This window comes from Algoriphagus namhaensis, from assembly GCF_042649705.1.
In the GTDB taxonomy this organism is placed as follows: Bacteria; Bacteroidota; Bacteroidia; order Cytophagales; family Cyclobacteriaceae; genus Algoriphagus; species Algoriphagus namhaensis.
In genome coordinates this window covers 229,317-255,398 of record NZ_JBHRZS010000003.1, presented here as the reverse complement: position 1 = coordinate 255,398, position 26,082 = coordinate 229,317, and the positions used below count along the sequence as shown (strand labels likewise).

General features: G+C 42.9%; 28 protein-coding genes and 1 tRNA gene. 18 read left to right on the top strand and 11 right to left on the bottom strand.

The features are described 5' to 3' along the window. Both porT and ubiE read right to left on the bottom strand, forming a co-directional pair. Positions 1 to 789, bottom strand: a complete 789-nt coding sequence (gene porT, locus ACFOSV_RS02790) for a type IX secretion/gliding motility protein PorT/SprT (protein ID WP_377903169.1) — start codon at positions 787 to 789, stop codon at positions 1 to 3. Beyond that, positions 738 to 1,460: a bifunctional demethylmenaquinone methyltransferase/2-methoxy-6-polyprenyl-1,4-benzoquinol methylase UbiE gene (gene ubiE / locus ACFOSV_RS02785; RefSeq protein WP_377903167.1), complete on the bottom strand. Its 723-nt coding sequence runs from the start codon at positions 1,458 to 1,460 to the stop codon at positions 738 to 740. The genes porT and ubiE overlap by 52 nt, the downstream gene beginning before the upstream one ends. A 123-nt stretch (positions 1,461 to 1,583) precedes the next feature. Here ubiE and yihA point away from each other — a divergent pair, with 123 nt between their 5' ends. From yihA to ACFOSV_RS02765, 4 genes are all read left to right on the top strand, one after another. Continuing rightward, entirely contained in the window at positions 1,584 to 2,198 is a 615-nt protein-coding gene (gene yihA, locus ACFOSV_RS02780; protein ID WP_377903165.1) for a ribosome biogenesis GTP-binding protein YihA/YsxC, read from the top strand. A gap of 35 nt (positions 2,199 to 2,233) precedes the next feature. Continuing rightward, a complete protein-coding gene (locus tag ACFOSV_RS02775; protein ID WP_377903163.1) occupies positions 2,234 to 2,659 on the top strand; it encodes a DUF5606 family protein in 426 nt (141 codons plus the stop codon). Positions 2,660 to 2,691: 32 nt separating this feature from the next. Next, positions 2,692 to 2,991: a hypothetical protein gene (locus ACFOSV_RS02770; protein ID WP_377903161.1), complete on the top strand. Its 300-nt coding sequence runs from the start codon at positions 2,692 to 2,694 to the stop codon at positions 2,989 to 2,991. A gap of 65 nt (positions 2,992 to 3,056) precedes the next feature. Further along, on the top strand, positions 3,057 to 4,178 hold the full coding sequence (locus ACFOSV_RS02765) for a sugar phosphate isomerase/epimerase family protein (protein WP_377903159.1): 1,122 nt from the start codon (positions 3,057 to 3,059) through the stop codon (positions 4,176 to 4,178). 61 nt (positions 4,179 to 4,239) lie between these two features. Here the strand turns inward: ACFOSV_RS02765 and rnhA are convergent, their stop codons facing one another. The 4 genes from rnhA to aroQ form a co-directional block, all read right to left on the bottom strand. Further along, positions 4,240 to 4,692 (bottom strand): ribonuclease HI, encoded by a 453-nt coding sequence (gene rnhA / locus ACFOSV_RS02760; protein WP_377903157.1) that lies wholly within the window; start codon positions 4,690 to 4,692, stop codon positions 4,240 to 4,242. Positions 4,693 to 4,734: 42 nt separating this feature from the next. Then, entirely contained in the window at positions 4,735 to 5,316 is a 582-nt protein-coding gene (locus ACFOSV_RS02755; RefSeq protein ID WP_377903155.1) for a MarC family protein, read from the bottom strand. 103 nt (positions 5,317 to 5,419) lie between these two features. After that, positions 5,420 to 6,475 carry an aminotransferase class V-fold PLP-dependent enzyme gene (locus ACFOSV_RS02750; RefSeq protein WP_377903153.1) on the bottom strand — a complete coding sequence of 352 codons (1,056 nt, stop codon included), beginning with the start codon at positions 6,473 to 6,475 and terminating at the stop codon, positions 5,420 to 5,422. 12 nt (positions 6,476 to 6,487) lie between these two features. After that, positions 6,488 to 6,901: a type II 3-dehydroquinate dehydratase gene (gene aroQ / locus ACFOSV_RS02745; RefSeq protein ID WP_377903151.1), complete on the bottom strand. Its 414-nt coding sequence runs from the start codon at positions 6,899 to 6,901 to the stop codon at positions 6,488 to 6,490. Positions 6,902 to 7,001: 100 nt separating this feature from the next. Here aroQ and xerD point away from each other — a divergent pair, with 100 nt between their 5' ends. From xerD to ACFOSV_RS02715, 6 genes are all read left to right on the top strand, one after another. Next, complete coding sequence (gene xerD / locus ACFOSV_RS02740) at positions 7,002 to 7,922, top strand: site-specific tyrosine recombinase XerD (protein WP_377903149.1); 921 nt, start codon at positions 7,002 to 7,004, stop codon at positions 7,920 to 7,922. 116 nt (positions 7,923 to 8,038) lie between these two features. Next, a complete protein-coding gene (locus tag ACFOSV_RS02735; RefSeq protein WP_377903147.1) occupies positions 8,039 to 8,239 on the top strand; it encodes a hypothetical protein in 201 nt (66 codons plus the stop codon). A gap of 19 nt (positions 8,240 to 8,258) precedes the next feature. After that, positions 8,259 to 8,900, top strand: a complete 642-nt coding sequence (locus ACFOSV_RS02730; RefSeq protein ID WP_377903145.1) for a hypothetical protein — start codon at positions 8,259 to 8,261, stop codon at positions 8,898 to 8,900. A 69-nt stretch (positions 8,901 to 8,969) separates the two neighbouring features. Next, positions 8,970 to 10,010 carry a quinone-dependent dihydroorotate dehydrogenase gene (locus ACFOSV_RS02725; RefSeq protein ID WP_377903143.1) on the top strand — a complete coding sequence of 347 codons (1,041 nt, stop codon included), beginning with the start codon at positions 8,970 to 8,972 and terminating at the stop codon, positions 10,008 to 10,010. A 56-nt stretch (positions 10,011 to 10,066) separates the two neighbouring features. Next, positions 10,067 to 12,532, top strand: coding sequence for an FtsK/SpoIIIE family DNA translocase (locus tag ACFOSV_RS02720; RefSeq protein ID WP_377903141.1), 2,466 nt, complete (start codon positions 10,067 to 10,069; stop codon positions 12,530 to 12,532). Positions 12,533 to 12,563: 31 nt separating this feature from the next. Then, complete coding sequence (locus ACFOSV_RS02715; protein WP_377903139.1) at positions 12,564 to 13,217, top strand: LolA family protein; 654 nt, start codon at positions 12,564 to 12,566, stop codon at positions 13,215 to 13,217. Between the two features lies 1 nt (position 13,218). Here ACFOSV_RS02715 and ACFOSV_RS02710 read toward each other — a convergent pair whose 3' ends face one another. Beyond that, positions 13,219 to 13,773, bottom strand: coding sequence for a CvpA family protein (locus tag ACFOSV_RS02710; RefSeq protein WP_377903137.1), 555 nt, complete (start codon positions 13,771 to 13,773; stop codon positions 13,219 to 13,221). 1 nt (position 13,774) lies between these two features. After that, positions 13,775 to 14,227 (bottom strand): GatB/YqeY domain-containing protein, encoded by a 453-nt coding sequence (locus tag ACFOSV_RS02705; RefSeq protein WP_377903135.1) that lies wholly within the window; start codon positions 14,225 to 14,227, stop codon positions 13,775 to 13,777. Positions 14,228 to 14,288: 61 nt separating this feature from the next. On the opposite strand from ACFOSV_RS02705, the gene ACFOSV_RS02700 reads away from it, so the two are divergent. The 8 genes from ACFOSV_RS02700 (at position 14,289) to ACFOSV_RS02665 (ending at position 24,147) form a co-directional block, all read left to right on the top strand. Further along, positions 14,289 to 15,008, top strand: coding sequence for a pyridoxine 5'-phosphate synthase (locus ACFOSV_RS02700; RefSeq protein WP_377903133.1), 720 nt, complete (start codon positions 14,289 to 14,291; stop codon positions 15,006 to 15,008). 138 nt (positions 15,009 to 15,146) lie between these two features. Then, positions 15,147 to 15,905 carry an alpha/beta fold hydrolase gene (locus ACFOSV_RS02695; protein ID WP_377903131.1) on the top strand — a complete coding sequence of 253 codons (759 nt, stop codon included), beginning with the start codon at positions 15,147 to 15,149 and terminating at the stop codon, positions 15,903 to 15,905. A gap of 4 nt (positions 15,906 to 15,909) precedes the next feature. After that, positions 15,910 to 17,064 carry a lycopene cyclase family protein gene (locus tag ACFOSV_RS02690; protein ID WP_377903129.1) on the top strand — a complete coding sequence of 385 codons (1,155 nt, stop codon included), beginning with the start codon at positions 15,910 to 15,912 and terminating at the stop codon, positions 17,062 to 17,064. 195 nt (positions 17,065 to 17,259) lie between these two features. Continuing rightward, complete coding sequence (locus ACFOSV_RS02685; protein WP_377903127.1) at positions 17,260 to 17,970, top strand: SAM-dependent methyltransferase; 711 nt, start codon at positions 17,260 to 17,262, stop codon at positions 17,968 to 17,970. A gap of 3 nt (positions 17,971 to 17,973) precedes the next feature. Further along, positions 17,974 to 19,044 (top strand): dipeptidase, encoded by a 1,071-nt coding sequence (locus ACFOSV_RS02680; RefSeq protein ID WP_377903125.1) that lies wholly within the window; start codon positions 17,974 to 17,976, stop codon positions 19,042 to 19,044. Positions 19,045 to 19,290: 246 nt separating this feature from the next. After that, positions 19,291 to 20,502 carry a PEGA domain-containing protein gene (locus tag ACFOSV_RS02675; protein ID WP_377903123.1) on the top strand — a complete coding sequence of 404 codons (1,212 nt, stop codon included), beginning with the start codon at positions 19,291 to 19,293 and terminating at the stop codon, positions 20,500 to 20,502. Positions 20,503 to 20,740: 238 nt separating this feature from the next. Beyond that, positions 20,741 to 22,207, top strand: a complete 1,467-nt coding sequence (locus tag ACFOSV_RS02670; RefSeq protein WP_377903121.1) for an MFS transporter — start codon at positions 20,741 to 20,743, stop codon at positions 22,205 to 22,207. A gap of 11 nt (positions 22,208 to 22,218) precedes the next feature. Then, positions 22,219 to 24,147, top strand: coding sequence for an amylosucrase (locus tag ACFOSV_RS02665; protein ID WP_377903119.1), 1,929 nt, complete (start codon positions 22,219 to 22,221; stop codon positions 24,145 to 24,147). On the opposite strand, the gene ACFOSV_RS02660 is transcribed toward ACFOSV_RS02665, so the two are convergent. The 3 genes from ACFOSV_RS02660 to ACFOSV_RS02650 all read right to left on the bottom strand — a co-directional run bounded on the left by ACFOSV_RS02660 (position 24,144) and on the right by ACFOSV_RS02650 (position 26,081). Continuing rightward, a complete protein-coding gene (locus ACFOSV_RS02660) occupies positions 24,144 to 25,178 on the bottom strand; it encodes a LacI family DNA-binding transcriptional regulator (RefSeq protein WP_377903117.1) in 1,035 nt (344 codons plus the stop codon). The two genes, ACFOSV_RS02665 and ACFOSV_RS02660, sit on opposite strands and share 4 nt — an antisense overlap. A gap of 103 nt (positions 25,179 to 25,281) precedes the next feature. Next, positions 25,282 to 25,950 (bottom strand): hypothetical protein, encoded by a 669-nt coding sequence (locus ACFOSV_RS02655; protein ID WP_377903115.1) that lies wholly within the window; start codon positions 25,948 to 25,950, stop codon positions 25,282 to 25,284. Between the two features lie 59 nt (positions 25,951 to 26,009). Continuing rightward, a tRNA-Arg gene (locus ACFOSV_RS02650) sits at positions 26,010 to 26,081 on the bottom strand. Between the last annotated feature and the right edge of the window lies 1 nt (position 26,082).

Here is a 26,082-nt window from a genome sequence, read left to right as displayed (position 1 = left end):
CTACTGGAAATTCAGATAGATGGTGATTGTCTTGGGTTTAACGGATGAAATGGCATCCGCAAAAAGTGGATTACTGTTTTGAGGTTGATAAATATCCACCAAACCGTGCGAAAAGCGTATTTCTGGAGCAAACTTGAAGTATTTGAAATAAATCTCAAAACCCATCCCCAGTTCAAGTGTAAAATCTTGCCCATCAACAGTCAAGTCATCTAGATTAGCTTCATCCTGTGATTTGGTTCGGAATCTATAGCTTCCACCTCCAAGAAAATACATCCGTGTGTTATTGAACCGCTGTGACCGATACTTGAGCAGAAGCGGAAATTCAACAAGGGTCTGTTCAGAAGTGTAACGGACTGTATTGAAGGTTTGCTCTACATCTGGCTGTACAGTATTGTCAAGCACTCCATCAAAAAAAGTTACATCCAGATCATACTCATAAAAACCAATTTTTGGTGTGAGCAAAAGATGGAGCTGATCGTGGAATTTCAACATACCAATAAAGCCAAGCGAAAAACCAGGCTTATAATCCGGTGAAATCCGTGCTACATTAGGTGCGGCGGGATTTGCCGAATTTAAAAAAGCGTCGGAGTATTTGATCTGATAAATTGAAGTATGACCAGCTAAGAAAAAACCATAAGAAATCGTCTGATCGTCTGATCCAGATCCACTCAATAGTCCAAACATCCCTTGACCAAAGGAACTGCTGCTCAATCCGATAAAAAGAAAAAAGGAAACTGCTACTTTACCCCAACGTAAATTGAGCTGATTCCAAAAGTGAGTGGTTTGCATACAACGCTGGTAAATCCTACTTTTTTGAGTACTGCTAAGAAATCTTCTCCGTCTGGAAAAGCCTGCACCGATTCTGGGAGATAAGTATAAGCAGAATTGTCCTTGGATACAACCTTACCGATTTGAGGCAAAACATAATTGGAATAAAAGCCATACGCTTGCTTCATAGGAAAGCTTCTTGGCTTAGAAAATTCCACAATTACTGTCTTCCCACCAGGCTTCAGCACCCGATACATGTCTGCTAGACCCTTTTCCAGATTTTCAAAGTTTCGTACTCCAAAGGAAACGATCACCGCATCAAATTTATTATCCTCAAAAAGTAATCCCTCCGAATCTCCAAGCTGCAAGTCTATGATATGCTCAAGGCCTTTTTTCTTCATTTTCTTGCGCCCTTCTGCGAGCATGCCTTCAGAAATATCTACTCCAATGATCTTCTCTGGCTTGAGTGCCAAGGCCTCAATCGCAAAATCACCTGTACCCGTAGCAATATCTAAAATCAACTTAGGCTGATCCTCAGTCAACATTTTCACTGCCTTCTTTCGCCAGGTAATATCAATCCCGAGACTTAATACATGATTGAGCAAGTCATATTTCGGGCTGATGTTATCAAACATCTCTGCCACCTGTGCTTTCTTGGGGTCTTGTTTATCTTTGTAAGGTACTACTGCCATCAGCTGTTTTTCTTTGGAATTGCAATATTACTGAAGAAACCCGAGGAAGCGAAGAATGTTAGATGGAAGTGATGAAAAGCTCATTCTCAGGAATGTTCTACTTTTGTGAGATAATCAAAACCCATGATCAAAGACGCCAAATTCGTAATCAGTAATTCCAATCCTGGAAATTGTCCCAAGCCAGACCGTGCGGAAATCGCCTTTATTGGTAGATCCAATGTGGGTAAAAGTTCACTGATCAATAGCATCACAGATAAAAAAGGCTTAGCCAAAACCTCTCAAAAACCCGGGAAAACTCAATTGATCAACCACTTCATGATTGATGATCGCTGGTATTTGGTCGATTTGCCAGGCTATGGCTTTGCCAAAGTGAATAAAAAAGTAAAGGATGGCTGGGAAATAATGATCAGTACCTACTTGAAAAAAAGAGAAAATCTCTGCGGGATCTGCATTCTTATCGACAGCCGACTGCCACCACAGCTTATCGATTTAGAGTTCATCCTGTGGTGCGCTACCGAAGGTGTCCCTGCCGTTTTGGTATTCACCAAAGCTGACAAACAGTCCAAAAACAAAACCAATCAAAACGTTCAGGCTTTCCTCCGCAAACTGGAAAACTATGTGGAAGAGGCTCCACAATATTTCGTGACTTCGGCAGAAAATGCTACAGGTAAAGCCGAGTTGGTTGAATTTTTGGAAGAATTGGTGAAAGAATACGAATCAGGGACATTGAATGGCTAGAAGGCCTATATTTGCAGCTGGAAAAAGACCACAATATGGATTTTAAAGATTTAGCAACAGTAGCTGGGAAACCAGGATTATTTAAAGTATTGAAACCCTCACGTACAGGGGTCATCCTAGAAAGTCTGGATGCAAAAAAAATGAAAATGGTAGCTGGAATGGCTCAGAGAGTATCGATTCTATCCGATATTTCGATCTATACCACCACAGAGGAAGGTGCCGAGCCCTTAGAGCTCGTCATGCAAAAGATTGAAGCTGAGTTTGAGGGTGATTTGGGACTCGATAGCAACCCTGATGACTCTGAACTTCGCGCTTTTATGAAGCACATATTGCCAGATGTGGATGAATCTAGAGTTTATATTTCTGACATTAAAAAAATGATCTCTTGGTATAAAATCATCCGAAAGGAAATGCCAGAAGCCTTGGCACCTAAGGCCGACAGCGAAACAAAAGAAGATTAAAAATTCAGTCCCGTTCTCGCGGGACTTTTTTTATGGAAAAAGATCTAGCCCAACAAACCCTAGCCTTGGTTCAAAAAGACCTTCAGCTACCAACTTCCAAAGAGGATCTGGATGAGGAGCAGGCCATTGATTGGCTCAGCAAAGCCATACGGCAACTACTTAATCAGGATTTTGAGCGATTTTTACAGATTTGTTATCGAATCGATCTTAGCGAGGCCAAACTGAAGAAAATTCTCCATGAATCCGAACCTGATGAACTGGCAATGGATCTCGCAAATGCCATTTGGGAGCGGCAAAAGCAAAAAATCGAGATCCGAAGACGGTATTCCTAGCCTTGGAATTGGGTATTTCGCCAGACAATTTCTAATTTTTCATTCCAACTACAACCCAAAATTTCATGGCAAATCCAATCTGGATCATGACTTCAGCTTTTGATACGCTGAATCTTGATCAAACCATCAGCAAAGCTCAAGAAATCGAAGTTCAGGGCCTAGACCTTTGCGTTTTTCGTCGAGATGGGCAACGAGATGACTTTGTGGCTACTCATTTGGATTATGAGAATTTTGGACCTGAAGAAGCCACGAAAGTTTTAGGAAAGTTTAATAAAGCCCAACTCCGACTATCCATTGGAGCTTTTGAAAACCTAATCGGTGGCGATCCTACCCATCGCATCAAAAACCAAAACCACCTGCTTGCACTCATCCGAATCGCTCATCTGCTCGGAGGAGACGAAAATGATGTGAAAGTGGGGACTTTCGTCGGATATAATCACGAATTGGGAAATCAAGAAGGAGGCTTTGAAAAAAATCTACTCGAATACCAGAAAGTTTTCAGCCCAATCATCAAATACGCTGAAGATCTCGGCGTGACCGTCCTCTACGAAAACTGCCCCATGGAAGGCTGGAGATCCGAAAAATTCAGCGGAACTTACAACAATCTCACTGGAGTGCTCGCCGCTCGGAAACTGATGTACGAACTCATCCCATCCCCAAATCACGGAGAAATTTACGATCCTTCCCATGACGTTTGGCAACACACAGACCCTGTAGAAGTCATCCAGCACACCGACATGAGTCGGCTGAAGCGGATTCATGTGAAATCCACTCGGAATCTGCCTGATCCAATCTGGGGAAATATGTATCCAACACATGCAGTGAATCCAGAACTAGCGAAAAAGGCCGGCGTTCCGCAGCCTACTAGCTCGTGGGATAGACATCATTACGAAGCCACATTACCGGGCTTCGGTTTAGGTGACTCCATGGATTGGAGAGCTTTTGTAAACAAATTGAAGGAGAAAGGTTTTGTTGGACCCTTCGAGATCGAAAACGAAGCAGTACTTTCTAAGCAAACAGGAAAAATGGGAGCTATCGTGCAAGGGTGCAAGGCTGCGGTTCAAAATCTAGCTCCTTTACTCTATGAATTAAACGATGAAGGCTGGCAGTATCCAAAATCGGAATTTTCACCTTTGACCGATCCATCGCGAAAGGATATCCCTGTTCGCACTATGGGGGATTTTTAATTCAAAAAGTTACCAGATTTCTTTAAAAGCAATTTTAGGATTAAATCAGTAAAGTTTCTCTTTACTTACTCGCTTCATACCCTTCATCGGGAGGCAAGTTTGACCCTTCAGCGGCTTGCACTGCAAGCTGATCACATCGCTCATTTTCAATGTTGCCGGCATGGCCTTTTACCCAGATAAATTTCGGCTTGTACTTCAAGTGTAGCGGAATATATCGAAGCCAGAGATCAGGGTTTTTCTTGTCTTTGAAGCCTTTTTTCTGCCAGCCCCAAAGCCAGCCCTTTTCTATGGCATCCACTACGTATTTACTATCCGAATACACTTGAACCGCGTGTTCAGTATTCTTTAGAGCTTGCAATGCACGAATTACCGCGAGCAGTTCCATCCGGTTATTAGTTGTCAAACGAAAACCCTCAGAAAGCTCCTTTCGGTGCTTTCCAAATTTCAAAACAGCACCATAACCGCCTGGCCCAGGATTACCTTTGGCCGCCCCATCCGTGTAAATCGTTACCATTTTTTAAAGTTAAGAGAAATGTCAAAGTCCAAGGTGGAACTCTTAAAACATCTCAGAAGGGAAGACATTTGTTTTGAAGATTTTCACCGCGATTGACAGAAGGATAATTCCAAAAATTCGTCTCAAAACATCGAGCCCGGTTTTGCCGAGTTTCCGCTCGAGCCAAGTGGTGCTTTTCAAGACGGCGTAGACCAGAATCAAATTAAGTACGATACCAATTGCGATGTTCAATTGAGCAAATTCTGCTTTCAGAGTTAAAATCGTGGTCAAGGTACCCGCACCTGCAATCAAAGGAAAAGCAATTGGCACAATTGAGGCCCCAGTAGTCGCTTCTGGATCTGCTTTAAAAATCTCAATTCCCAAAATCATCTCTGCTCCGATTGCAAAAATGATCAAGGCTCCAGCAATGGCAAAATCTTCAACACCAATCCCAAATAGACCCAAGATTGATTTCCCACCTACTAGAAATAGAATCATGAGTACCCCGGCAACCAAAGTGGCTTTTTCGGACTGGATGTGGCCCACTTTTTTCCGTAAATTGATAACGATCGGTATAGAACCGAGTATATCTATCACCGAAAACAGGATCAGCGACACCGATAAAATCTCTTTGAAATCAATCATGCCGCAAAGGTAGGTTTTTCTTTTCCGAAAGCGAAGGATCCTTGATTTATGAGAAAAGTCTGAACAAGGAAATCAGCCTCACTGAATCTATCTTAGCACCAACTTAATATTTGCTCAAAAATTCAATCAACCCATTCATCTCATAATCTGTGATCGCAGGAAAATTAGCAATTCGGAAGCTTGTGGGCTTAAGTGGTCCGTAGCCACTTCCTAGTTGAAATCCAGCCTCCAGAGCTTCCTTTTTCACCTTGGTGATTAGACTCTCTGACCCGGTCACACCCATGACAGTGGTACTGCGAGTGGCTTCATTGTCCACGAGCATCCGCAGGGAAGTAGTGTTCGCAATGCAATTTTCAAGTTTATTCATTCGCTCTCGCAGATTAGAGTCAATATGCTGGATCTCCGGCATGTCCTTGAGCACCCGATTGAGAAGATAAATTCCTAGTACATTCGGGGTGTAGTGTGTCTGATACCCACGGGCATTTTCGAGCATAAAGCTGAGACTATTGTATCTGCCCTCTTCGCCTTTTTGCTCGCATTTTTCTATAGCCTTTGGCGAAAGCATCAAAAGTCCCAAACCAGCAGGAAGGCCAAAGCATTTTTGTACCGAGGCATACCAAATATCAGCCAGTGAAAAATCGAGTTCGATACCGGCCATGGAAGATGTGGTATCCACAGCGATCATCTTTTCGGGAAACTTTTCTTTGATCTCTGCAATCACCGACATGGGCACCTGAGAGGCATTGGAAGTTTCGTTTTGCGTTATAGCAATCAAATCAAACTGCTCGGGAATATCCAATAAACTTACCTGGATTGCTTCATTCGCAGCGATTTTTAATGCCTTAGACTCTGGGATGATATGCTGCGCGAATTTTACCCATTTCCCTCCGAAAGATCCGGAGTAAATATGAAAACTAGCAGACTCTACGATGGATTGGGAGATGATCTCCCAGTTTTCCGTAGCGGATGATGTGAAAAGCAAAACGTAATCCTCAGGCATATGGAGCTTCTGTCGCATCAGCGCTTCGGTCTCCTGATACATCTGCATAAATGGTCCACTACGATGATTGGCGCTGAGGATTCCTTCTCGCACAGCATCTTGAAGATAATCTGAAAGGGCATCATAAACTTTGGATGGCCCAGGGGCAAAAGTCAACATAGGTTTGAGAAATTAGAGGAAATACTGAATACCGAGTGCGTAGCCTTTCAGGCCTAGGCCCGAGATCATACCTACGCAGGACTTGGAAATAATGCTTTTGTGTCGAAATTCTTCGCGTTTGTAGATATTTGAGATATGCACCTCCAAAGTGGGCGTGGTCACCCCCGCGATAGCATCGGAAATCGCCACCGAAGTATGCGTATAACCTCCTGCATTCAGCAATATAGCATCAAAAGAAAACCCCACTTCATGAATTTTATTGATCAATTCACCCTCCACATTACTTTGATAGTAAGATAATTCTACCTGAGGAAATAGTGACTTGAGCTGCTCAAAATACTCCTCAAAAGAAGTGTTTCCATACACTTCAGGCTCACGCTTGCCAAGTAGGTTGAGATTAGGGCCGTTGATGATTTGAATTTTCACGATAGATCGAGTCGGTTTGTGGCTTAAAGTTAGAATTTACTTTTAAGTAAGTATAGCTTTACTTTTTTGAACCTTCCAAAATTCCGACCTATTTTTCACCATGGCTGAGAATAGCATAGCAAAATCCTGGGAGAATTACACCAAACGCTTCCGTCATTACCTTAAATTGGAACGCTCACTGAGTGAAAATTCCATTGAAGCCTACACCCGGGACGTAGAAAAGCTAGCAAATTATATTTCAAAAAATTTTCCGGAAAAAGGCCCAAAAGAGCTTGATTTGGAACATCTGCGCCGCTTTGTAAACACCCTTGCTCAGCTGGAAATCTCCGACTACACCCAAGCCAGGGTAATCTCAGGGATCAAGGCCTTTTACAAATACCTCATGTATGAGGATGAGATCAGCGAGGATCCGGCTCAATTGCTGGAAGCGCCGAAACTAGGCCGCAAACTTCCCGATACCTTGAGCTATCAGGAAATCGTGCAACTCCTGGAATCAATCAATCTGGGCGAACCAGAGGGACATAGAAATCGAGCCATTCTGGAAATGCTTTACAGCTCAGGATTGAGGGTATCAGAATTGACAGAATTGAAAAAAAGTCAAGTCTTCGAAGACGTAGGTTTTCTGCGAGTGATTGGAAAAGGAAACAAGGAACGGCTCGTACCCATTGGCAAAGATGCTTTACGGTACCTGAAAATCTACGAGGAGGAAATACGAATTCACCAATCCCCCGTAAGAGGTCATGAAGAGTATGTTTTCCTCAATCGTCGAGGAAAAAAACTCACTCGAGTGATGATCTTTCTGATCATCAAAAAAACTGCGGAGCAGGCCGGAATTAACAAAAACATCAGTCCGCATACTTTTCGGCATTCCTTTGCCACACACCTGATCGAGGGTGGCGCAGACCTGCGGGCCGTGCAGGAAATGCTGGGACACGAAAGCATCACCACCACGGAGATCTACACCCATTTGGATAGGGATTATTTGAGACAGGTGCTGACGGATTTTCATCCGAGAAAGTAGAGTGGAAAAGGAGAATCGACATTAGAGCAATGGTTTTTCAGAGTATCGAAAACCCTATAGGGCAGCAACAAAAACTAAAGAATAACTAGTAATGCTTTTCCTTCTTATATTTGATCATGACTAAAAGACAAAAGTTCATGCTTCGCCTTCTCTTCCTCAGTGTATGGGGAGCGATATTAGGTGGCTACTTTAAACTCAATGACAACCCAAATGCCGATTGGATTCTCGGCCTTGCCATACTTTTCCAACTAATCTCGGTCATTGCTCTTGCAAGCAATTGGTCTAGGCAGCGCACCATATCCGAATCCAAACCCTAAAAGAAATTCTTTTATTCGCTTGAAAAAGTTTCTTCTCACCTCCATCATTATTGGGTTTTTAGCCTCCTGCAGCACCACTAAAATCTACCCAAGGATAGAATGCCACGTTTGTTTGAGCAAAAGTGATGGAATTCTCCTACTTCCCTTAAATTGGCAGGAGAGCTTCCGCCAGCTTTCCATTTCAGAGCAAAATGAACTGGAACGAATAATCCTAGAAACCTTTCGTGAGGAGGGCTTTACTCAAGTCACTCTATACGATCAGATGGATTATGAATTGCTTAAGACTGGCATTAAAGATGTTGATGACCCTATAAAGCGAGCCAATATTGATCTGGAATTGGGGATTCCGTATTTGCTGGGTTTGAGTCTGGGTGAACTGCGCTGGACCGGGGACTGGCAAAACCTAGAACCTTCCAACCCTGATTCAGGAACCTATTGGGAAAGTGATACAAGGGTAAGTAATTCTTTGAGAATTGCCTTAATGGAAACTGCCACCGGTGAGGTGATCTCTGATTATGCAGTCACCACCACAATCGATGGCTTGCCCATTCCATTAGGCGAGGGGGAAAGCGCCAGCCTGAATTTCGCTTCTTTGGCTCAGGCAGTTCGGATCAACGTTCGCAAAGGCATAAAAAATTTCGTAGCAGATTGTATCTGTTGAATTGGTGAGGATTGGTCCATATCCGGCTGGGAATATTAACTTTGTCCAGTAAGCCAAACCCCACCGAAAGTGTACAAGTCAATCCTCAAACCACTTCTATTTCTCAAAAAGCCGGAAGACGCGCATTATTTCACTTTTGACCTCACCAAATTCACCTTTAATCTTCCATTGATCGGGGATTTGGTGAACTCGACTTACCAATTTGATCATCCTGCTTTGGAGCGAGAGGTATTTGGGCTAAAGTTTAAAAATCCTGTAGGTTTGGCCGCAGGCTTTGACAAAGATGCCAAGCTGATCGATGAAATGGCTATGCTGGGCTTTGGATTTATAGAAATTGGTACGCTCACCCCAAAACCTCAGGCCGGAAACCCTCAGCCAAGACTTTTTCGCCTTCCTGAAGACGAGGCACTGATCAATCGCATGGGTTTCAACAATGGTGGGGTTTTGGAAGCTGTAGAGCGACTAAAGAAGCGAAAATCGGATGTGATTGTGGGAGGAAATATTGGGAAGAATAAAGTCACTCCGAATGAAAAAGCGGTAGACGACTACCTCTATTGTCTGGAGCAGTTGCATCCCTATGTGGACTATTTCGTGGTGAATGTAAGTTCACCAAACACACCAAATCTCCGCGATCTTCAGGAAAAAGAGCCCTTGAAAGCCTTGCTCACAGCAGTAAAGGAAGCTAATGATCTCAAGGATAAACCAAAACCGATCTTACTCAAAATAGCTCCGGACTTAACCGATGGACAATTGGATGACATTGTAGAAATCGTGCAAGAGACGCAGATTGACGGAGTGATCGCAACCAATACAACGATAGATCGGAGTCAGTTGAAAACGGACAAGAATCAGATCGAAGCCATAGGCGCAGGAGGTGTCAGTGGTAAAGTGTTGGCCAAAAGAAGTACGGAAGTGATTCGCTATTTATCAGACAAGTCAAATAAGTCCTTCCCAATCATTGGAGTTGGGGGAATTGCTTCAGCGAAAGATGCGATAGAGAAGCTAGAAGCAGGAGCAAGCCTCATTCAAGTATACTCGGGCATGATTTATGAGGGACCTGGACTGATTAAGCGAATCAAAAAAGGATTGTTGGCTTATTTTTCGCGCTAGATTATTTTTGTTTAGCCATCTTACTCTTAACTTAAATACGCACTCGACCCAACTACATGGCCTCAAATCAGCCCAGAACCAATACTTTCAGAAAAAAAGGAGAAAAGACCAGCAAAGCCCAATCAAAGGCTAAAGGTCCTGGTTTTTCTTTTGGAAAAATGAAAAGCCCAAAGCTGACTTTGACTCTTGGTATTTTACTGATTTCCATTTCTATTTTTCTTTTTATTGCTTTTGTCAGCTACCTGATCAGTGGCCCAGAGGATCAAAGCTTAGTGATGAGTGATGGGACCGAAGAGCTTCGGGAAGTAGCCCGAGATTCTAGCAACTGGTTAGGATACTTAGGGGCACAGGCTGCACATTGGATGATTTTCCGCTGGTTTGGAATAGCAGCATTCCTCTTCCCTCCTTTCTTATTTATCCTTGGCGTACGAATGGCTTTCAAAGCCAAAATAATGTCCCTTACGCGCTATGCATCCTTTGCCTTATTCTTTACATTTTGGCTCGGCTTGCTTACTGGATATATCGTCATTTTGATCCAAGGCTACTCCTATTGGAGTTTTCTTTCGGGAGGTTTTGGCTATGAATTGGCAAAGCTCTCAGCAGATTTCCTGAGTTGGGGGACATTTATCTTGCTTGGGGGTTCATTGCTCGTGTTTGCCATTTTCTACTTTGATATCAATACGCTAGAGTGGTTTTCAAGCAAATCCACAGAAGAGGATGGTTCAGAAGATCAAATTCCAGATATGGAACCCATTGAACCGCTAGCTGGAGCCAATCCCTTTGACCAATTAGATGACTCAGAGGATAAAGATGAAGAAATCGAAGAGGACGATGGGTCCCTTTGGGAAATAAAAAGTGAGGAAAAACCTGCTCAAAAAGCCCCAGAAAAAGAAATACAACTTTCGGAAGTAAACCTACTCGAAGAGATTCAAGAAAAACCTGAGCCAGGCGCTCCAAAAGTTTTTTCTATAGAAAAACCACAAGAGGAGAAAACGGCGGATGAAGTAGAAAATCTGGATGCCTACGATCCGACACTCGACCTAGCCAATTACAAATACCCTACTTTGGATTTACTGAATGAATACGATCTTCAAAAAGTAACGGTAACTCGACAAGAACTCGAAGAGAACAAAAATAAGATCGTAGAGACTCTTGAAAATTTCAAAATAGGAATCCAGGAAATCAAGGCGACCATTGGCCCCACAGTTACTCTTTATGAGATTGTACCTGAAAAGGGGATTAAAATCTCCAAAATCAAAAACCTGGAAGACGATATCGCTCTGAGTTTGGCTGCCTTGGGAATACGAATCATTGCCCCTATTCCAGGAAAGGGAACAATCGGAATTGAAGTCCCGAATAAAAACCGTGAACTGGTTCCCGCTCGTGCAGTGCTCGGCACAGAAAAATTTATGCGGTCGGACAAAGACCTGCCCATTGCTTTAGGTAAAACCATTTCCAATGAGGTTTTTGTGGGAGATTTGGCAAAAATGCCACACCTCCTCATGGCAGGTGCAACAGGTCAAGGGAAGTCTGTGGGACTAAATATGATTTTGGCTTCGCTGATTTATAAAAAACATCCTTCCCAATTGAAGTTTGTCCTAGTCGATCCAAAGAAGGTGGAGCTTTCTCTTTTCAATAAAATCGAAAGACACTTCCTGGCTAAGCTTCCTGGCGCGGAGGAAGCAATCATCACCGATACCAAAAAGGTGATTTACACACTGAATTCGCTATGTATCGAGATGGATAATCGATACAATTTGCTAAAGGATGCGGGCACGAGAAATCTCAAGGAATACAACGCTAAATTCATTGCCAGAAAACTTAATCCAGACAAGGGACATAAATATATGCCTTACATCGTACTGGTCATCGATGAGTTAGCAGACCTGATGATGACCGCCGGCAAAGAAATCGAAGCTCCTATCGCGAGACTGGCACAACTCGCTCGAGCAATTGGGATTCATTTGGTGGTGGCGACCCAGCGACCTTCTGTAAATGTTATAACAGGTATTATCAAGGCCAATTTCCCTGCGAGACTCTCCTTTAGGGTGACTTCAAAAATTGATAGCCGCACGATTCTAGATGCAGGTGGAGCAGATCAACTCATAGGTATGGGAGATATGCTGCTTTCTCAGGGCTCTGATATGATTCGAATCCAATGTGCATTTTTGGATACACCAGAGGTCGATGCCATTTGTGATTGGATCGGTGAGCAAAGAGGCTACTCTGACGCATATTTACTCCCAGAATACGAAGGAGAGGATGGTGACAGCTCAATTGGAAATGTAGATCTCTCTGATCGCGACCCACTTTTTGATGATGCAGCAAGACTCATTGTTATGCATCAGCAGGGAAGTACATCCTTGATTCAGCGCAAGCTTAAACTCGGGTATAATCGAGCAGGAAGAATCATAGACCAACTTGAAGCAGCCGGCGTGGTAGGTTCTTTTGAGGGCTCAAAAGCACGAGAGGTCTTGATCCAGGATGATGCGAGTTTGGAACAGTTATTGAATAGTTTGTAGTAGCGAAAACTTACCCGTCGCTACCTATTCCATGTTGCAGATTACACGTTACGTAGCCCTACTGTTTCTTCTCATCTTTTCGATTCAAGTAAAGGCCCAAAAGGACCCAAAAGCCAAATCAGTATTAGATGCCATGAGCACCAAATACCAAGCAATGAATGGCTTCACTGCTAACTTTGATTTCACTTATAGTGATGCTGGAGGAGTAAGTGACAAACAAAGTGGCGAGATCGCTGTAAAAGCCGAAAAATACAGACTCAAGCTCCCGGATCAAGAGATTTTCAATAACGGGAAAACGGTTTGGACCTACATTGTAACGGATACCTATAAAGAAGTAACTGTGAATGATGTCTCTCAAATGGAAGGTGAATTGACTCCCTCGAATATTTATAGAATGTATGAAGAGGGCTTTGATTACTCATTAAAAGGGGAAAAGCTATATCAAGGGCAAACGGTTCAAGTGGTTGAGTTAGTTGCTCAACAGTCTGGAGCGCCTTTTGAGCGAGTGAATCTGATGATCAATAAAGCCTCGAAAAATCTTATGGGTTGGGAAATGTTTGATGGCCAAGGTGGGACTTTTTCTTACACCTTTGTCAATCTGAAAACAGCAACAAATTTGGCAGAGAGCTATTTCACTTTTGATCCGAAATCCTACCCAGGAGTCGAGATAATTGATTTGAGGTAAATCAGTCCTTCTTTTTGGAAAGATCGTCTCCTACTTTTTCCACCAATTCCTCCATCTTTTTCAAAGTCTGGTCGATGACAGGCATACTCGGTTCCATAAGATCGACAATGAATGGCACTACTGGCTCAATATATGGCATTGCCTCACTCTTTCTTGTCCACTTCTTCGGCAAGTCGAGGTCAAACATATTGGCCAAATAGAAAAATAGACTTAGAAAGAAAGCAACTTTTACTGCACCAAGCATTACACCTGCAGCTTTGTCCAAACTTCCCAAAAGGACCATATCAATCGTTTTTTTCAGTACCCAACCTACACCATTGACGATAAGCATGGTGGCAACAAAAATCAGAAAAAAGGCAAGAATAGGATAGCCAATACTAAGCGAGTCGACGTTCTCGGCTAGCCAATCCGCCATGGTATCCATAAAGTAAAAGGCCAAAACAATGGCCAGGACAAAACCAAAGAGACCTAAAACACTCATCAGGAATCCCTTTCGATATCCCTCGATGGCACCTAGGCCCACAATGATTAAAATAATAATGTCAATAGTTTCCAAATTAGGAAGAAAGTAGTGCTTTCACTTTATCAGCAATCACCTTGCCATCTGCTTTGCCTGCAAGTGCTTTGCTTGCCATTCCCATCACTTTGCCCATGTCTTTCATCCCCTCAGCTCCTGATTCAGTGATGATTTTGGAAACAGCTATCTCTATTTCTTCATCAGATAAGGCCTTCGGCAAAAACTCTTGAATCACAGCAAGTTCTGCTTCTTCCACTTCGAGAAGATCGGCTCTCCCCTGCCCACGATAAATCTCTGCCGAATCTTTTCGCTGCTTGGCTGCTTTGGTTAAAAGCTTCAACTCATCCTCTTCTGTGATTTCGGCTTTTGCCCCACTTTTAGTCTCCTCAAGAAGGATCAAAGATTTGATCGCGCGGAGGGCGGTTAATCTAGACTTGTTTTTTGCGATCATTGCCGCTTTAATTTCACTTTCTATCGTCTGCTTTAAACTCATTCGTTCTAAGTTTGTATTATACCATAAGTTATCTTGCCAAAAATACCTTTTCTAGCCGGATATGACGAAGCTAAGTGTAAATATTAATAAGATTGCCACCCTGAGAAATGCTCGGGGAGCGAATAATCCCAATGTAGTCCAAGTAGCCAAAGACTGTGAGCGCTTTGGCGCTGAGGGGATCACGGTACACCCTAGACCAGATGAGCGACACATTCGATTTCAGGATGTATTGGATCTTTCAGAAGTAGTCCAGACTGAATTCAACATCGAAGGATATCCGGATCGACGATTTATGGATTTGGTCAAACGGGTAAAACCTGCACAGGCCACCCTAGTACCCGATCCCCCTGAAGCTATCACTTCCAGTACCGGCTGGGATACGATTACACATTTGACAATGCTTCAAGATATAGTTTCCGAACTCCATGGATCCGGAGTGCGAGTTTCGATTTTCATTAATCCTGAAGCTAAGTACTTTACGCCAGCAAAAGAAACAGGAACCGATCGAGTTGAGCTATACACCGAACCCTATGCTGTTGGATTCCCAAAAAACCCCGAAGCCGCCGTGGCACCGTATGTGGAAGTAGCGAATCTTGCACGTGAGCTTGGCCTGGGCTTAAATGCAGGGCATGACCTAGACTTGCACAACCTTGCTTTCCTCAAGAAATCTATTCCATTTTTGGATGAAGTCTCCATCGGCCATGCGCTAATCTGTGATGCATTGTATTACGGGCTTGAGAATACGATCCAGATGTATAGAAGAAAACTTGAAAATGTTTAAATGTAAAATGTAAAGTTTAAAATTGATGCGTAGCCAGCATCTAATGAACCCTTTCAGAAGACTGGCGTAAGCATTCACATAACCAGATATGAGATCACTAAAAATCTTAAATCTGATATCTAAAATCTAATTTCTTAAATGAAACTAAACTTCAAAAAAGTAGGCTCTGGGCCTCCACTAGTTATTCTCCACGGACTTTTTGGATCTGCTGACAATTGGTTTTCGATTGCCAGAGAGTTGCAAGAGTCTTTCACTCTTTACCTTGTTGATCAGCGAAACCATGGCGATTCTCCTCAATCAGACGAATGGAATTATCAAGTCATGGCTGAAGACCTTCTCGAGCTTTTGGATGATGAAGGACTCAGCAGTGTCTATCTCATGGGCCACTCTATGGGCGGAAAGACGGCAATGAATTTCGCTTTGGAGTATCCAGACCGCGTAGCCAAACTCATTGTGGCGGATATCGCCCCACGGTATTATCCTGTACATCATCAGTCTATTTTGAAAGGACTCAACTCCCTCCCACTTGGAGAACTTCAATCTCGGAAAGAAGCTGATGAGAAGTTAGCAGAATTTATCCCTGAAGCTGGAATCAGACAGTTTTTGCTGAAAAGTCTAGGTAGGGACGAAAGTGGTTTTGTGTGGAAAATCAACCTTCCAGTCATCACCAAAAACATCGAAGAGGTGGGGCAAGCCCTGGAAAGTGAAGAGAAATTTGAAGGAAAAACCTTATTTCTAGCCGGTGCAAAATCAGATTATGTTACCGACGCTGATTGTGAAGATATCTACTCGTTTTTCCCAAATTACCAGCTGATCAAAGTACCAAATGCTGGCCACTGGCTTCATGCCGAGCAGCCAACTGCCGTGATCCGAGAAATCAAAAACTTTTTAAATTGATCGAATGGAGAATTCCTATGACTATATCATTGCAGGATCTGGGCTAGCCGGGCTTAGCCTTTTGCATAGGATTCTCTTAGAAGGTTCCCTTTCCGAAAAAAAGATCTTGGTGATCGATAGTGATCAAAAAACCAAGAATGATCGTACTTGGTGCTTTTGGGAAAAGGGGAAAGGACTCTTTGAACCCATCGTGCATCATACTTGGGATACACTAAGCTTTTTTGCTCCAGGGATTTCGGAGACATTCCAAATGGAATCTTACTCCTATAAAATGATTCTAGGTGAGGATTTTTATAGCTATGTCTTAGAAGCCGCTGCAAAAAAAGCTAATGTTAAATTCCTGACGACAAAAATCCAAAAAATTCGTTCCGCTGGAAATCTTGCCTATATAGACACGGCTGAAGGATCATTTGAAGCGCAATACGTATTCAATTCTACCGGCCTCTTTTTTCCAAAAATGGACGAAGAAAACACACTTCTACAACATTTTCTTGGCTGGAAAATCAAAGCTAAGGAATCTGTTTTTGACCCGAAAAAGGCCACGTTGATGGACTTTACCCTAGATCAAAAACATGGGACGACTTTTATGTATGTGCTCCCCACTAATCCACAAGAGGCCTTGGTGGAATATACACTCTTCACGGAGCGAGTACTCGAGCGCGAAGAGTATGAACAGGCACTCAAAAAGTATATTCAGGAAGATTTGGGAATAAAGGAATACGAGATCACCCATGATGAATTTGGGGTGATCCCTATGTCACTAGCCAAATTCAAACGTTTTGAAGGTAAGGAAAAGCGAATCATCAATCTTGGAACGGCTGGAGGTTATACCAAAGCCAGTACTGGTTATACATTTGCATTCGTGCAAAAGCACTTGGAAAAAGTGGTAGCCAATCTTAGGCAGGGAAAATCGCCAGCAGTACCAAAAAGCCTAAGCGATCGCACCTATGATTGGTATGATCGCACGTTGTTGGACGTGCTTTTGTCAAAGAAATTAACCGGAAGAGAAATTTTTTCTCAATTGTTCACCAAAGTTCCTCCGGAGTCAGTTATGGCCTTTCTAGCCAATGAAAGTTCACAGATCGAAGAATTCAAAATCAGGCATAGCGTACCTATTCTGGCCTTTGCTACATCGGGAATTAGACAAATTTTGCAATAGCCTTCTTATTTCACTCGCTGCCCATGCTTGATTACCAAATCGACATCCTAGAGAAAACTGATTTGTCTTAGGACGTCACCTCGTACTGCATTGCATTAAAAAACGTAGCACTGTAAAGACATGGCTTAATTAAGAATAAGTTAAAGATTTTGATCATTAAATTTTAACTTTCGACTTCTCAAGATTTTTCAAAAAATGCCGAAAGGAAAGCTTTTCCTCATTCCGAATGTTCTCGCTGAGAATACCTCTGAATCCGTGATTACCCCACAGGTCAAGGAAGTCATTTCTAAAACCAAGGTGTATCTGGTCGAAAATCTACGAACAACGCGACGTTATATCAGCAGCCTGAAGCTTGGTGTCAACATTGAGGAGTTGCACATGGAAATTTTGGACAAAAACACAGCTCCTGAGACCATCAACCGTCTCATGCAGCCTTTGCTCAATGGAGCCGATATCGGAGTGATTTCGGAGGCCGGATGTCCAGGAATTGCTGACCCCGGCGCACTGGCCGTAGCCCACGCTCATTCCAAAGGAATTCAAGTAGTTCCACTTTCTGGCCCAAGCTCCATGTTTATGGCCTTGATGGGTTCCGGATTTTCGGGCCAATCGTTTGCTTTTCATGGGTATTTACCCATAGACAAAAGAGAGAGATCAGCAGCTTTGCGAAAGCTAGAAGTCGAGTCTTTGAAAGAAAGTCGAGCTCAGATTTTTATGGAGACTCCATTCAGAAACAATCAATTGCTAGAGGATCTGCTTAGCAATCTATCTCCTCAAACCAAACTGTGTATTGCCAAAAATATCACTGGTACTGATGAACTCATCCTTACAAAAACCATTGCAGAATGGAAAAAGCACTCCATTGATTTACATAAAATTCCAACCGTTTTCGTCCTCCAAAGCTTTTAGACCATGTTTATAATAGATGCCCACCTCGACCTCAGTATGAATGCTTTGGAATGGAATCGTGATTTGACCCGCCCTATTTCTGAGATAAATTCGCGAGAAAGTGGACTTTCGGACAAACCAGACCGCGGCAATGCCCTTGTATCCCTGCCAGAGCTTCGCAAAGGAAATATAGGCTTGGTGGTGGCTACTCAAATCGCTCGCTATGTCACACCCTCGAGTACACTTCCCGGCTGGCATTCGCCTGCTCAGGCGTGGGCACAGACCCAAGGTCAGCTTGCTTGGTATCAAGCGATGGAAGACATCGGGGAAATGAGACAGGTCCGAAATTGGAGTGAGCTTCAAGCACATCTTGCAGATTGGAATAATGGAGAGACTAACGGAAGCAAGCCCATTGGATTCATCCTTTCACTCGAAGGCGCTGACTCCATAGTGAATTTAGATTATCTCGAAAAAGCCTATGATTCGGGTTTGAGGGCTTTGGGTCCAGCACATTATGGGCCCGGGAGATATGCCTTTGGCACGGATTCGTCGGCTTCACTAAGTCAAGAAGGTAAAAAGTTGCTTCGCAAAATGGATGAATTAGGGATAATTCTGGATGTGACCCATCTCTGTGATTTGGCCTTTTGGGATGCTTTGAATATTTACAAAGGTCCAATCTGGGCCAGTCACAACAATTGCCGAGCCTTGGTGAATCACAATCGGCAATTTTCAGATGATATGATCAAAGCCCTGATCGACCGAGGGGCAGTAATTGGAGGAGCAATGGATGCTTGGATGCTAAGCCCGAATTGGGAACGAGGCAAATCCACACCTCAGGAAAGAAATGTTACTTTGAATACAATTATTGACCACATGGATCATATCTGCCAAATCGCGGGAAATGCAAACCACATCGGTATTGGCTCAGATCTGGATGGAGCCTTTGGCAAAGAGCAAGCGCCAGCAGATTTAAGTTCTATCAGTGATCTGAACACTTTCCCTGAACTTTTGACGCAAAGAGGATATACTGAAGCCGACGTGAAGAAAGTAATGCATGGCAATTGGTTGAATGCCCTTGAAAAAGCATGGAATTAAATTAATAGGTGCAGATGTGCTTTTTGGAAAGAATTGAGAGTAAAAATCATTCTATCTGCTAATTAATTGCATAAGTAATCCTTATTCATTTTTTTGCGACCTGATTATCACCATCCAACCCTATTTATGCATTCGAGATTTACCTTATTCTCACTCATTTTCCTTTTAATATCTTTTAGTTCTTACTCTCAAAAAATTACCGTTACAGCTAACCATTCAGACGCCAAATTTTATCTTCTTAATGACGTGGATAACTCCCCTTTGGCTGAATTAGGTACGGGAATAATCGAACTGAAACTGGAAAAAAACACACGAAATCGGATTCTGGTCACCAAAACAGGATACGAACCTGTGATCAAGGAGTATCCCAAATCGATCAAATGGGATAAAAACCAAACCGTCTCCTTGGAGAATCGTCTTGTGGAAATTACCACTGAGCCATATGATGCAGAAATCTATGTAGACGGTCGAATGGTCGGAACCAAACAAATTAACCTAATCATTGGGAAAGATCGCTTTCTAAATGTTGAGGTGAAAAAACCTGGATTTGCCCCAGAGTCAAAAACGTATTATAACTCGCCTGACCGTGAAACTCCACCCACCAAAGACTATTTTGAGCTCAAGGATCGGGCAGTAAGATTGGAGGTAATTCCTGCTGATGGTGATGTAAGTGTAAACGGTGTCACCGTCGGAAAAGGAAATCAAGATGTACGAGTACCTCTCGGTGACTGCGTCACTGTCAATGTTACCAGAGAAGGTTTTGTAGAATATACCAAGGTTTTCTGCAACAAGCCTGACACCGATCCCGAACCTCCGGTTCGTGAGTCAGCCCGACTAGAAGATCGACTCGTGAAAATCACATCCCAGCCTGATGATGCTGTCATCGAAATTGGTGGGAAAAGGGTTGGAGTGGGTTCATACGATCTCAAGGTTCCAAAAAACGCCTGCGTAGAAGTACGGGTATCCAAAGACGGATACATTCGCTATGTGAAAAATTACTGCAATCAAGCCAACATGCAGGAGCCACCAACAACAGACTTTATCGAAATGGCCGTAGATGAGGCGTATTCTTCTTCGATTTCCTCTGACTTGGCTAATGTAAGAATTACTATTCCAGTCGATTCGACTTATTCTGCGGAAGAAGCCTGGAGAATTTTAAGTTCGATTGTTACTCGATATTTTGATATTTTGGAAACTGTAGATTTCAATACAGGATACCTCACAACTTCTTGGCAGGTAGAAAATTTCCAATCCTCTGTGATACGTACAAGGGTAATCGTAAGTAGTGGAGGCAACTCAGACCAACTCGCTTACTCAGTCAAACTCGTGAGTCAGGAAGCCTATCTCGATGGACAAAATCCAGTGACGGTAAAGGATGATGAAAAATTTGAGGATTGGGAGCGAATCCTCAAACGCTACGAAGGTCTGGTCCAAGAGATACAGGCACGAATCCAATAAAATTTAAACCCTGATTTTCACAATCAGGGTTTTTTATTCCCCCCTGAATACCAGAATGTCTAAAAGCTTTAAAATTATTTTTCCCAAAAATTAGGAATTCAAACGATTTCCATAAAAAAATGCCTTCTAGCCTATTTAAAAGCCCTTTGAGGGTAAGCTAAACTTTGTATTTTGCTGAGTGAAGAAGGAGAAAAAACTCTCTCTTCGATCAAAAAAACCCAAAATACTCCAACCCAAAATGACGAAAGTCAAACTCTCCTTTTCCCAAATCATCAACATGAATGTTGGTTTTTTTGGGATTCAGTATAGCTTCGGATTACAACAGAGTGCGGTGAACCCCATCTATGACATGCTGGGTGCCGCACCTCACGAGATCCCAATTCTCAATCTGGCCGGACCCATGACCGGGTTATTAATACAGCCTATCATTGGAGCGCTCAGCGACAGTACTTGGAGCGATAGATTTGGGCGGAGAAAACCCTTCTTTTTTATCGGTGCACTTTTTTGCAGTATCTGCCTGTTCTTCTACCCTTTCAGTAGTTCACTTTGGATGGCAGCAGGGCTGCTATGGGTCTTAGACGCAGCCAATAATACGGCGATGGAGCCCTATCGAGCGTTAATTGCTGATGTATTGCCAGATGAGCAGTATAGCAAAGGATTCCTGACTCAATCCTTTTTCACGGGTCTTGGCATTACACTAGCAAATGTGTCCTTATTCGTTTTCCAAAAATATATTCCCGGAATAGCAGGATCCTTACCCTATTGGGTCTATGCATCATTCTTTCTGGGGACAGTCTGCTCCATCGGCTCTGTGATGTGGAGTATCTCAAAAACCCCTGAATACCCTCCCTCAGCAGAGGAACTAGCTGTTTTGAAAGAAAGAAATAAAGGAATGCCTCATCCTGCAATCCAGTTTTTCTTGTCGATTCTCACGACACTGATCGCCTACCTTGCTTTATTTTTACTGTTGATCCCAGCTATTTTCGATCGTAGCATCATACGCAAAACGATCAAATGGGCCGAAACTAATCCTACAGCCAAGGTCATTTTTGCTCAAAATCTAGAAATAATCGAAGCCATCACGGTGATGCCTAAAGTCATGTGGCAACTAGCACTAGTTTATCTTTTCCAGTGGTATGCGCTGTTCTGCTACTGGCAAAATGCTGCTAAAAGTATTGCCCAATCTGTATGGCAAACCAGCCCTTCTGACAACCCTACATTATATGAAGAAGCTGTAGGATGGACAGGCCTTGTGAATGGCTGGTATAATATAGTCACCTTCCTCTCGGCTTTCTTTTTGGCAAGAATGGCTACCAAGTTTGGCCCCAAAAAAGTCCATTTTATTTGCTTGCTGATGGCTGGAGCGGGGCTTTTGATGTTTCCCTTTATCGAAAACAAATATTTGCTCTTTGCTCCGATGACAGGATTTGGTATCGCTTGGGCAAGTATGATGGGAGTGCCCTACCTCATGGTGGTCAATGAAATCCCAAAAGAACGATATGGCGTCTACATGGGCGTAATCAATATGATGATCGTAATCCCCATGATCCTTCAGACACTCAGTTTTGGTTTTATCTCAAAAACCTTCCTCAACAATGACCCCGGACTGGCAATCGCCTTTGGAGGAGCCCTTTTACTGATTGCAGCTTTGGCCACTCTCCGCATTAAACCGAACAGTGATCCAGAAATTATCACCCAACCTTAAAATCAAGTAGTTTGAATACCACTAAGGCACAAAAAAATCCCAAATCAGGTAAGAAAGCTAAACCAATTGACTCCTTATTCGAGGCTCGGCTAGCGACAGCTTTGCCCACCATTCAAAGGCTTTTTGAGGAAATTTATGGGCAAAATCCAGCTAGTGCCCATCATTTAGAAATGCTTGTCGAGAGGCTAAAGAAGGCCTCGGACAAACGATCTGTAAGTCTAAAGAAACGAGATAAGGAAAAATCTGAAGATTGGTTTTTGAGCAATGAGCATTGCGGCATGAGTTTGTATGTGGACCGCTTTTGTGGCAATCTTTCGCAGATGCCATCGAAGTTAGATTACCTCGAGGAACTCGAAATAAATTTGCTCCATCTCATGCCTATTTTTGAGAGTCCAGAGGGGGAAAGCGACGGTGGTTATGCCGTATCGGATTACAGAAAAGTAGATGCCAAGTTTGGGACGATCGAGGACCTAGAGCACCTTGTGGAGAAGATGCAACAAAAGGGAATGCATCTAATGCTTGATATCGTCCTCAACCATACATCTCATCATCACGAATGGGCGAAAAAAGCAAAAGCAGGAGATCCTGAGTTTCAAGATTTTTACTACATGTATGAAAATCGATGGCTACCCAATCAGTTTGATGCGAGTATGCCTGAAATCTTCCCTGAAAGCTCTCCCGGCAATTTTACTTTTGTAGAAGAATGTCAAAAGTGGGTCATGACCGTATTTCATAACTACCAATGGGATTTGAATTTTAGAAACCCCAGGGTCCTGATTGAAATGGTCGACCATATTCTTTTTTATGCCAACCTAGGGGTGGATATTCTTCGAATTGATGCACCTGCCTTTATTTGGAAAGAAACAGGCACTTCTTCCCAAAACCTCCCCCAAGTCCACACTTTACTTCAATTAATCAAAGCATGTGTAAAAGTGTCTACACCAGGTATGGCGCTTTTGGGCGAGGCAATAGTATCACCGAAGGAAATCATCAAGTACTTTGGTACGGGTGAAGCTAAGGCCAAAGAATGTGACTTTGCCTATAATGCCACACAAATGGCACTTCAATGGGACATGCTTGCTACTGGTGATACCCAGGTCATGCTGGCAGCCCAACACGATATCCTTCAAAAGCCTCAGGGTACTTCATGGATTTCTTACACCCGTTGTCATGATGATATTGGATTGGGTTTTGAAGATGCGAGCATACGCAATGTGGGCAAAGATGCTTGGGAGCATCGGAATTATTTGAAAGACTATTTTTCTGGAAAATACCCTAATTCTCCAGCAAGAGGAGCTCTTTTTTCTTCCAATCCCAAAACTGGAGATGCTCGAATAAGTGGAACTCTGGCATCCCTTTGTGGCCTAGAGAAAGGTATCTACGAGTCAAATGAAGCAGAAATTAATTTATCAGTCCAAAAAATCCTTTTGATGCAAGCGCATAGCTTTTTCATCGGAGGATTGCCCATGGTTTTTTACGGGGATGAAGTGGGCTATACCAATGATTATTCATTTGAAAACGACCCTACCAAAAGCTACGACAATCGCTGGATGCATCGTCCTTTGATCGATTGGAAAAAAAATGATCGAAGAAATGACGCAGGAAGCCTAGAGAATCAAATTTTCACCGGTACCCAAAGGCTATTGGCTATCCGCAAAAGCCTAGATATGGTTGCTGACCGGGGCTTACTCGAATGGTTTAGCCCCCATAACATTCATGTTGCTGCTTTTTCACGAACAAATGAAGCTGGCAAATTTATCGGAGTATTCAATTTTGGCGGATCTGAAGCATTTCTTACCTGGTACGCTTTTCGAGAAAAAGGATTCGGCGATGCTGTGCTACACGATCATTGGTCTAGGAAAGAATTTAGTGTAGGGCAAGATCACGAGCACTTGATCCTTGCACCTTATGGATTTCATCTTTTCCAGGTTCGGGGTTAAACATTAGACTGACGAGTAGAAGATTCTCTCACAACAAGCGATGTTTTAATAAGATAGGTCTTATCCTCTAGCGGCTCTTGACTTTTGAGCAGGTCTACGAGTACTTGGCAGGCCTTTTCTCCGATTTGAAAACCATGCTGATCTACAGAACTTAGTGATGGCGTTACAAAATTGGCCATATCCCAATTGCTAAATCCTATCAGTCCAACCTCTTCTGGGATTCTATGGCCGTTTTCTTTCAGGTATTTCATAGACCCCATCGCAATTAAGTCTGTGATGCAGAAAATAGCATCTGGAGGATTAGCCGATTCCATGAGCTCTTTGGTATAACGGTAACCTTCTTCTTCAGAAATGTCTTTGCAATGAATCACATATTCCTCAGGTTGCTCTAAGTGGTAATCCTTGAGAGCTTTCTGATACCCTTCTAGCCTATGTCTAGCATTGGTCACCTGCTTAAATCCATTTAAATGCGCAATTTTCTTATACCCCTGCTGGATTAAATGTTCCACAGCTGCATAGGCTCCATCGAAGTCATCCACGATTACCTTTGGAGTTTTGAAACCCTCTAGCACTTTGTCAAACTGAACAATTGGCCTTCCTTCCTCGATCAGCTCTTCTAAGTATTCCGATGTTGTGGTTTCGTTGGAAAGGGAAATCATCACCCCATCTACGCTGCTACCTAGCATGGTACGTATGGCGTAGATTTCATTGCTCAGCGATTCGCTTGTTTGGCTGACTAAGACGGTATACCCCCTTTTTTTGGCTTCCGCCAAAGCCCCACTGATTACCGAAGAAAAAAAGTAATGAACCAATTCAGGAACAATCAAACCAAGTGTCAGCGTCTTATTCTTTCTGAAATTTACGGCCATGGTGTTGGGCACATAGTTGTGCTCCTCTGCATAGGCTTTCACCGTCCTTATGGTATCCTCAGAAATGCCTGAATAGGAATTTAAGGCACGTGAGACCGTAGACACAGAGATTCCAAGATCTCTAGCAATGTCTTTTAAAGTGATTCTTCTCCGATCAGCCATGAGGATAGGTTATTGGGGAAAGGAAATTAGCCTTTTAAACCTCAAAAAAAAATCCTCTCACATAATACTCTTGTCTTGTCCAAAAGAATAGAACCGCAATGATTTAAAAACTACTCTTGATATTCTTGTTCTTGATCGCATAGCCTATGGATACATAAAACATAGAGCTGCGAGTAGGATTATACTCCACTCCGGGAACATTAATTTGCTGATTGGCTGTCAGGAAGTCATTCAGGTAGTATTTGAAGCGAATGAAGTTTCCATCCTTCCCCACGATTTCGGCAAAAACAGAGGGCTGAAAAATCTCTACTCGATCATCAAACCAGCTACTTGACTTTCGTTTCTCTCCGTTCACGTAAACTTTCTGCTTATAGGCAAAAGCAATTTCCGCTTCAAAACCTGCAGAAAATCTCCACCCCTCAACATCTCCGATTTTAAAAGCAATGGGAAGCCCCAAATTATAGGTACGTTGTTTTACACGTACAGAGTCGTTGAGATCAGTAATCATCCCCACGTTTCTCACATTTAGGCCAGTATAGATTCCAAAGCTGGGACTAAAATCAAAGTGAAGCTGCTGCCCAAAGTTAAAGAATGGCGTAAACCTAGCGACGGTCCCTGTATTTAGTGGCTCTGCATCTACAATACCAAAAGAGAGAATGGTCTCACCTGTAGACATAGTATAGATATTGGTCGATCCCTGAGCAGTAGACTCTTGAGCAAAGGCTGCTTGTGCCAGTACAAGACAAAAGAAAGAAAGTAGTAATTTTTTCATAATTAATTGGTCTATAAAAAGAATGTGGGAATATCGTAAATGCTGACACAAAAAAAAAGTAGCCCCGCTAGGAATCGAACCTAGATCTAAAGTTTAGGAAACTTCTATTCTATCCATTGAACTACGGGGCCA

Coding starts and splice junctions, on each gene's coding strand:
- porT (WP_377903169.1), bottom strand. CDS start 789: ATGCAAACCACTCACTTTTGGAATCAGCTCAATTTACGTTGGGGTAAA.
- ubiE (WP_377903167.1), bottom strand. CDS start 1,460: ATGGCAGTAGTACCTTACAAAGATAAACAAGACCCCAAGAAAGCACAG.
- yihA (WP_377903165.1), top strand. CDS start 1,584: ATGATCAAAGACGCCAAATTCGTAATCAGTAATTCCAATCCTGGAAAT.
- ACFOSV_RS02775 (WP_377903163.1), top strand. CDS start 2,234: ATGGATTTTAAAGATTTAGCAACAGTAGCTGGGAAACCAGGATTATTT.
- ACFOSV_RS02770 (WP_377903161.1), top strand. CDS start 2,692: ATGGAAAAAGATCTAGCCCAACAAACCCTAGCCTTGGTTCAAAAAGAC.
- ACFOSV_RS02765 (WP_377903159.1), top strand. CDS start 3,057: ATGGCAAATCCAATCTGGATCATGACTTCAGCTTTTGATACGCTGAAT.
- rnhA (WP_377903157.1), bottom strand. CDS start 4,692: ATGGTAACGATTTACACGGATGGGGCGGCCAAAGGTAATCCTGGGCCA.
- ACFOSV_RS02755 (WP_377903155.1), bottom strand. CDS start 5,316: ATGATTGATTTCAAAGAGATTTTATCGGTGTCGCTGATCCTGTTTTCG.
- ACFOSV_RS02750 (WP_377903153.1), bottom strand. CDS start 6,475: ATGTTGACTTTTGCCCCTGGGCCATCCAAAGTTTATGATGCCCTTTCA.
- xerD (WP_377903149.1), top strand. CDS start 7,002: ATGGCTGAGAATAGCATAGCAAAATCCTGGGAGAATTACACCAAACGC.
- ACFOSV_RS02735 (WP_377903147.1), top strand. CDS start 8,039: ATGACTAAAAGACAAAAGTTCATGCTTCGCCTTCTCTTCCTCAGTGTA.
- ACFOSV_RS02720 (WP_377903141.1), top strand. CDS start 10,067: ATGGCCTCAAATCAGCCCAGAACCAATACTTTCAGAAAAAAAGGAGAA.
- ACFOSV_RS02715 (WP_377903139.1), top strand. CDS start 12,564: ATGTTGCAGATTACACGTTACGTAGCCCTACTGTTTCTTCTCATCTTT.
- ACFOSV_RS02705 (WP_377903135.1), bottom strand. CDS start 14,227: ATGAGTTTAAAGCAGACGATAGAAAGTGAAATTAAAGCGGCAATGATC.
- ACFOSV_RS02700 (WP_377903133.1), top strand. CDS start 14,289: ATGACGAAGCTAAGTGTAAATATTAATAAGATTGCCACCCTGAGAAAT.
- ACFOSV_RS02695 (WP_377903131.1), top strand. CDS start 15,147: ATGAAACTAAACTTCAAAAAAGTAGGCTCTGGGCCTCCACTAGTTATT.
- ACFOSV_RS02690 (WP_377903129.1), top strand. CDS start 15,910: ATGGAGAATTCCTATGACTATATCATTGCAGGATCTGGGCTAGCCGGG.
- ACFOSV_RS02685 (WP_377903127.1), top strand. CDS start 17,260: ATGCCGAAAGGAAAGCTTTTCCTCATTCCGAATGTTCTCGCTGAGAAT.
- ACFOSV_RS02680 (WP_377903125.1), top strand. CDS start 17,974: ATGTTTATAATAGATGCCCACCTCGACCTCAGTATGAATGCTTTGGAA.
- ACFOSV_RS02670 (WP_377903121.1), top strand. CDS start 20,741: ATGACGAAAGTCAAACTCTCCTTTTCCCAAATCATCAACATGAATGTT.
- ACFOSV_RS02660 (WP_377903117.1), bottom strand. CDS start 25,178: ATGGCTGATCGGAGAAGAATCACTTTAAAAGACATTGCTAGAGATCTT.
- ACFOSV_RS02655 (WP_377903115.1), bottom strand. CDS start 25,950: ATGAAAAAATTACTACTTTCTTTCTTTTGTCTTGTACTGGCACAAGCA.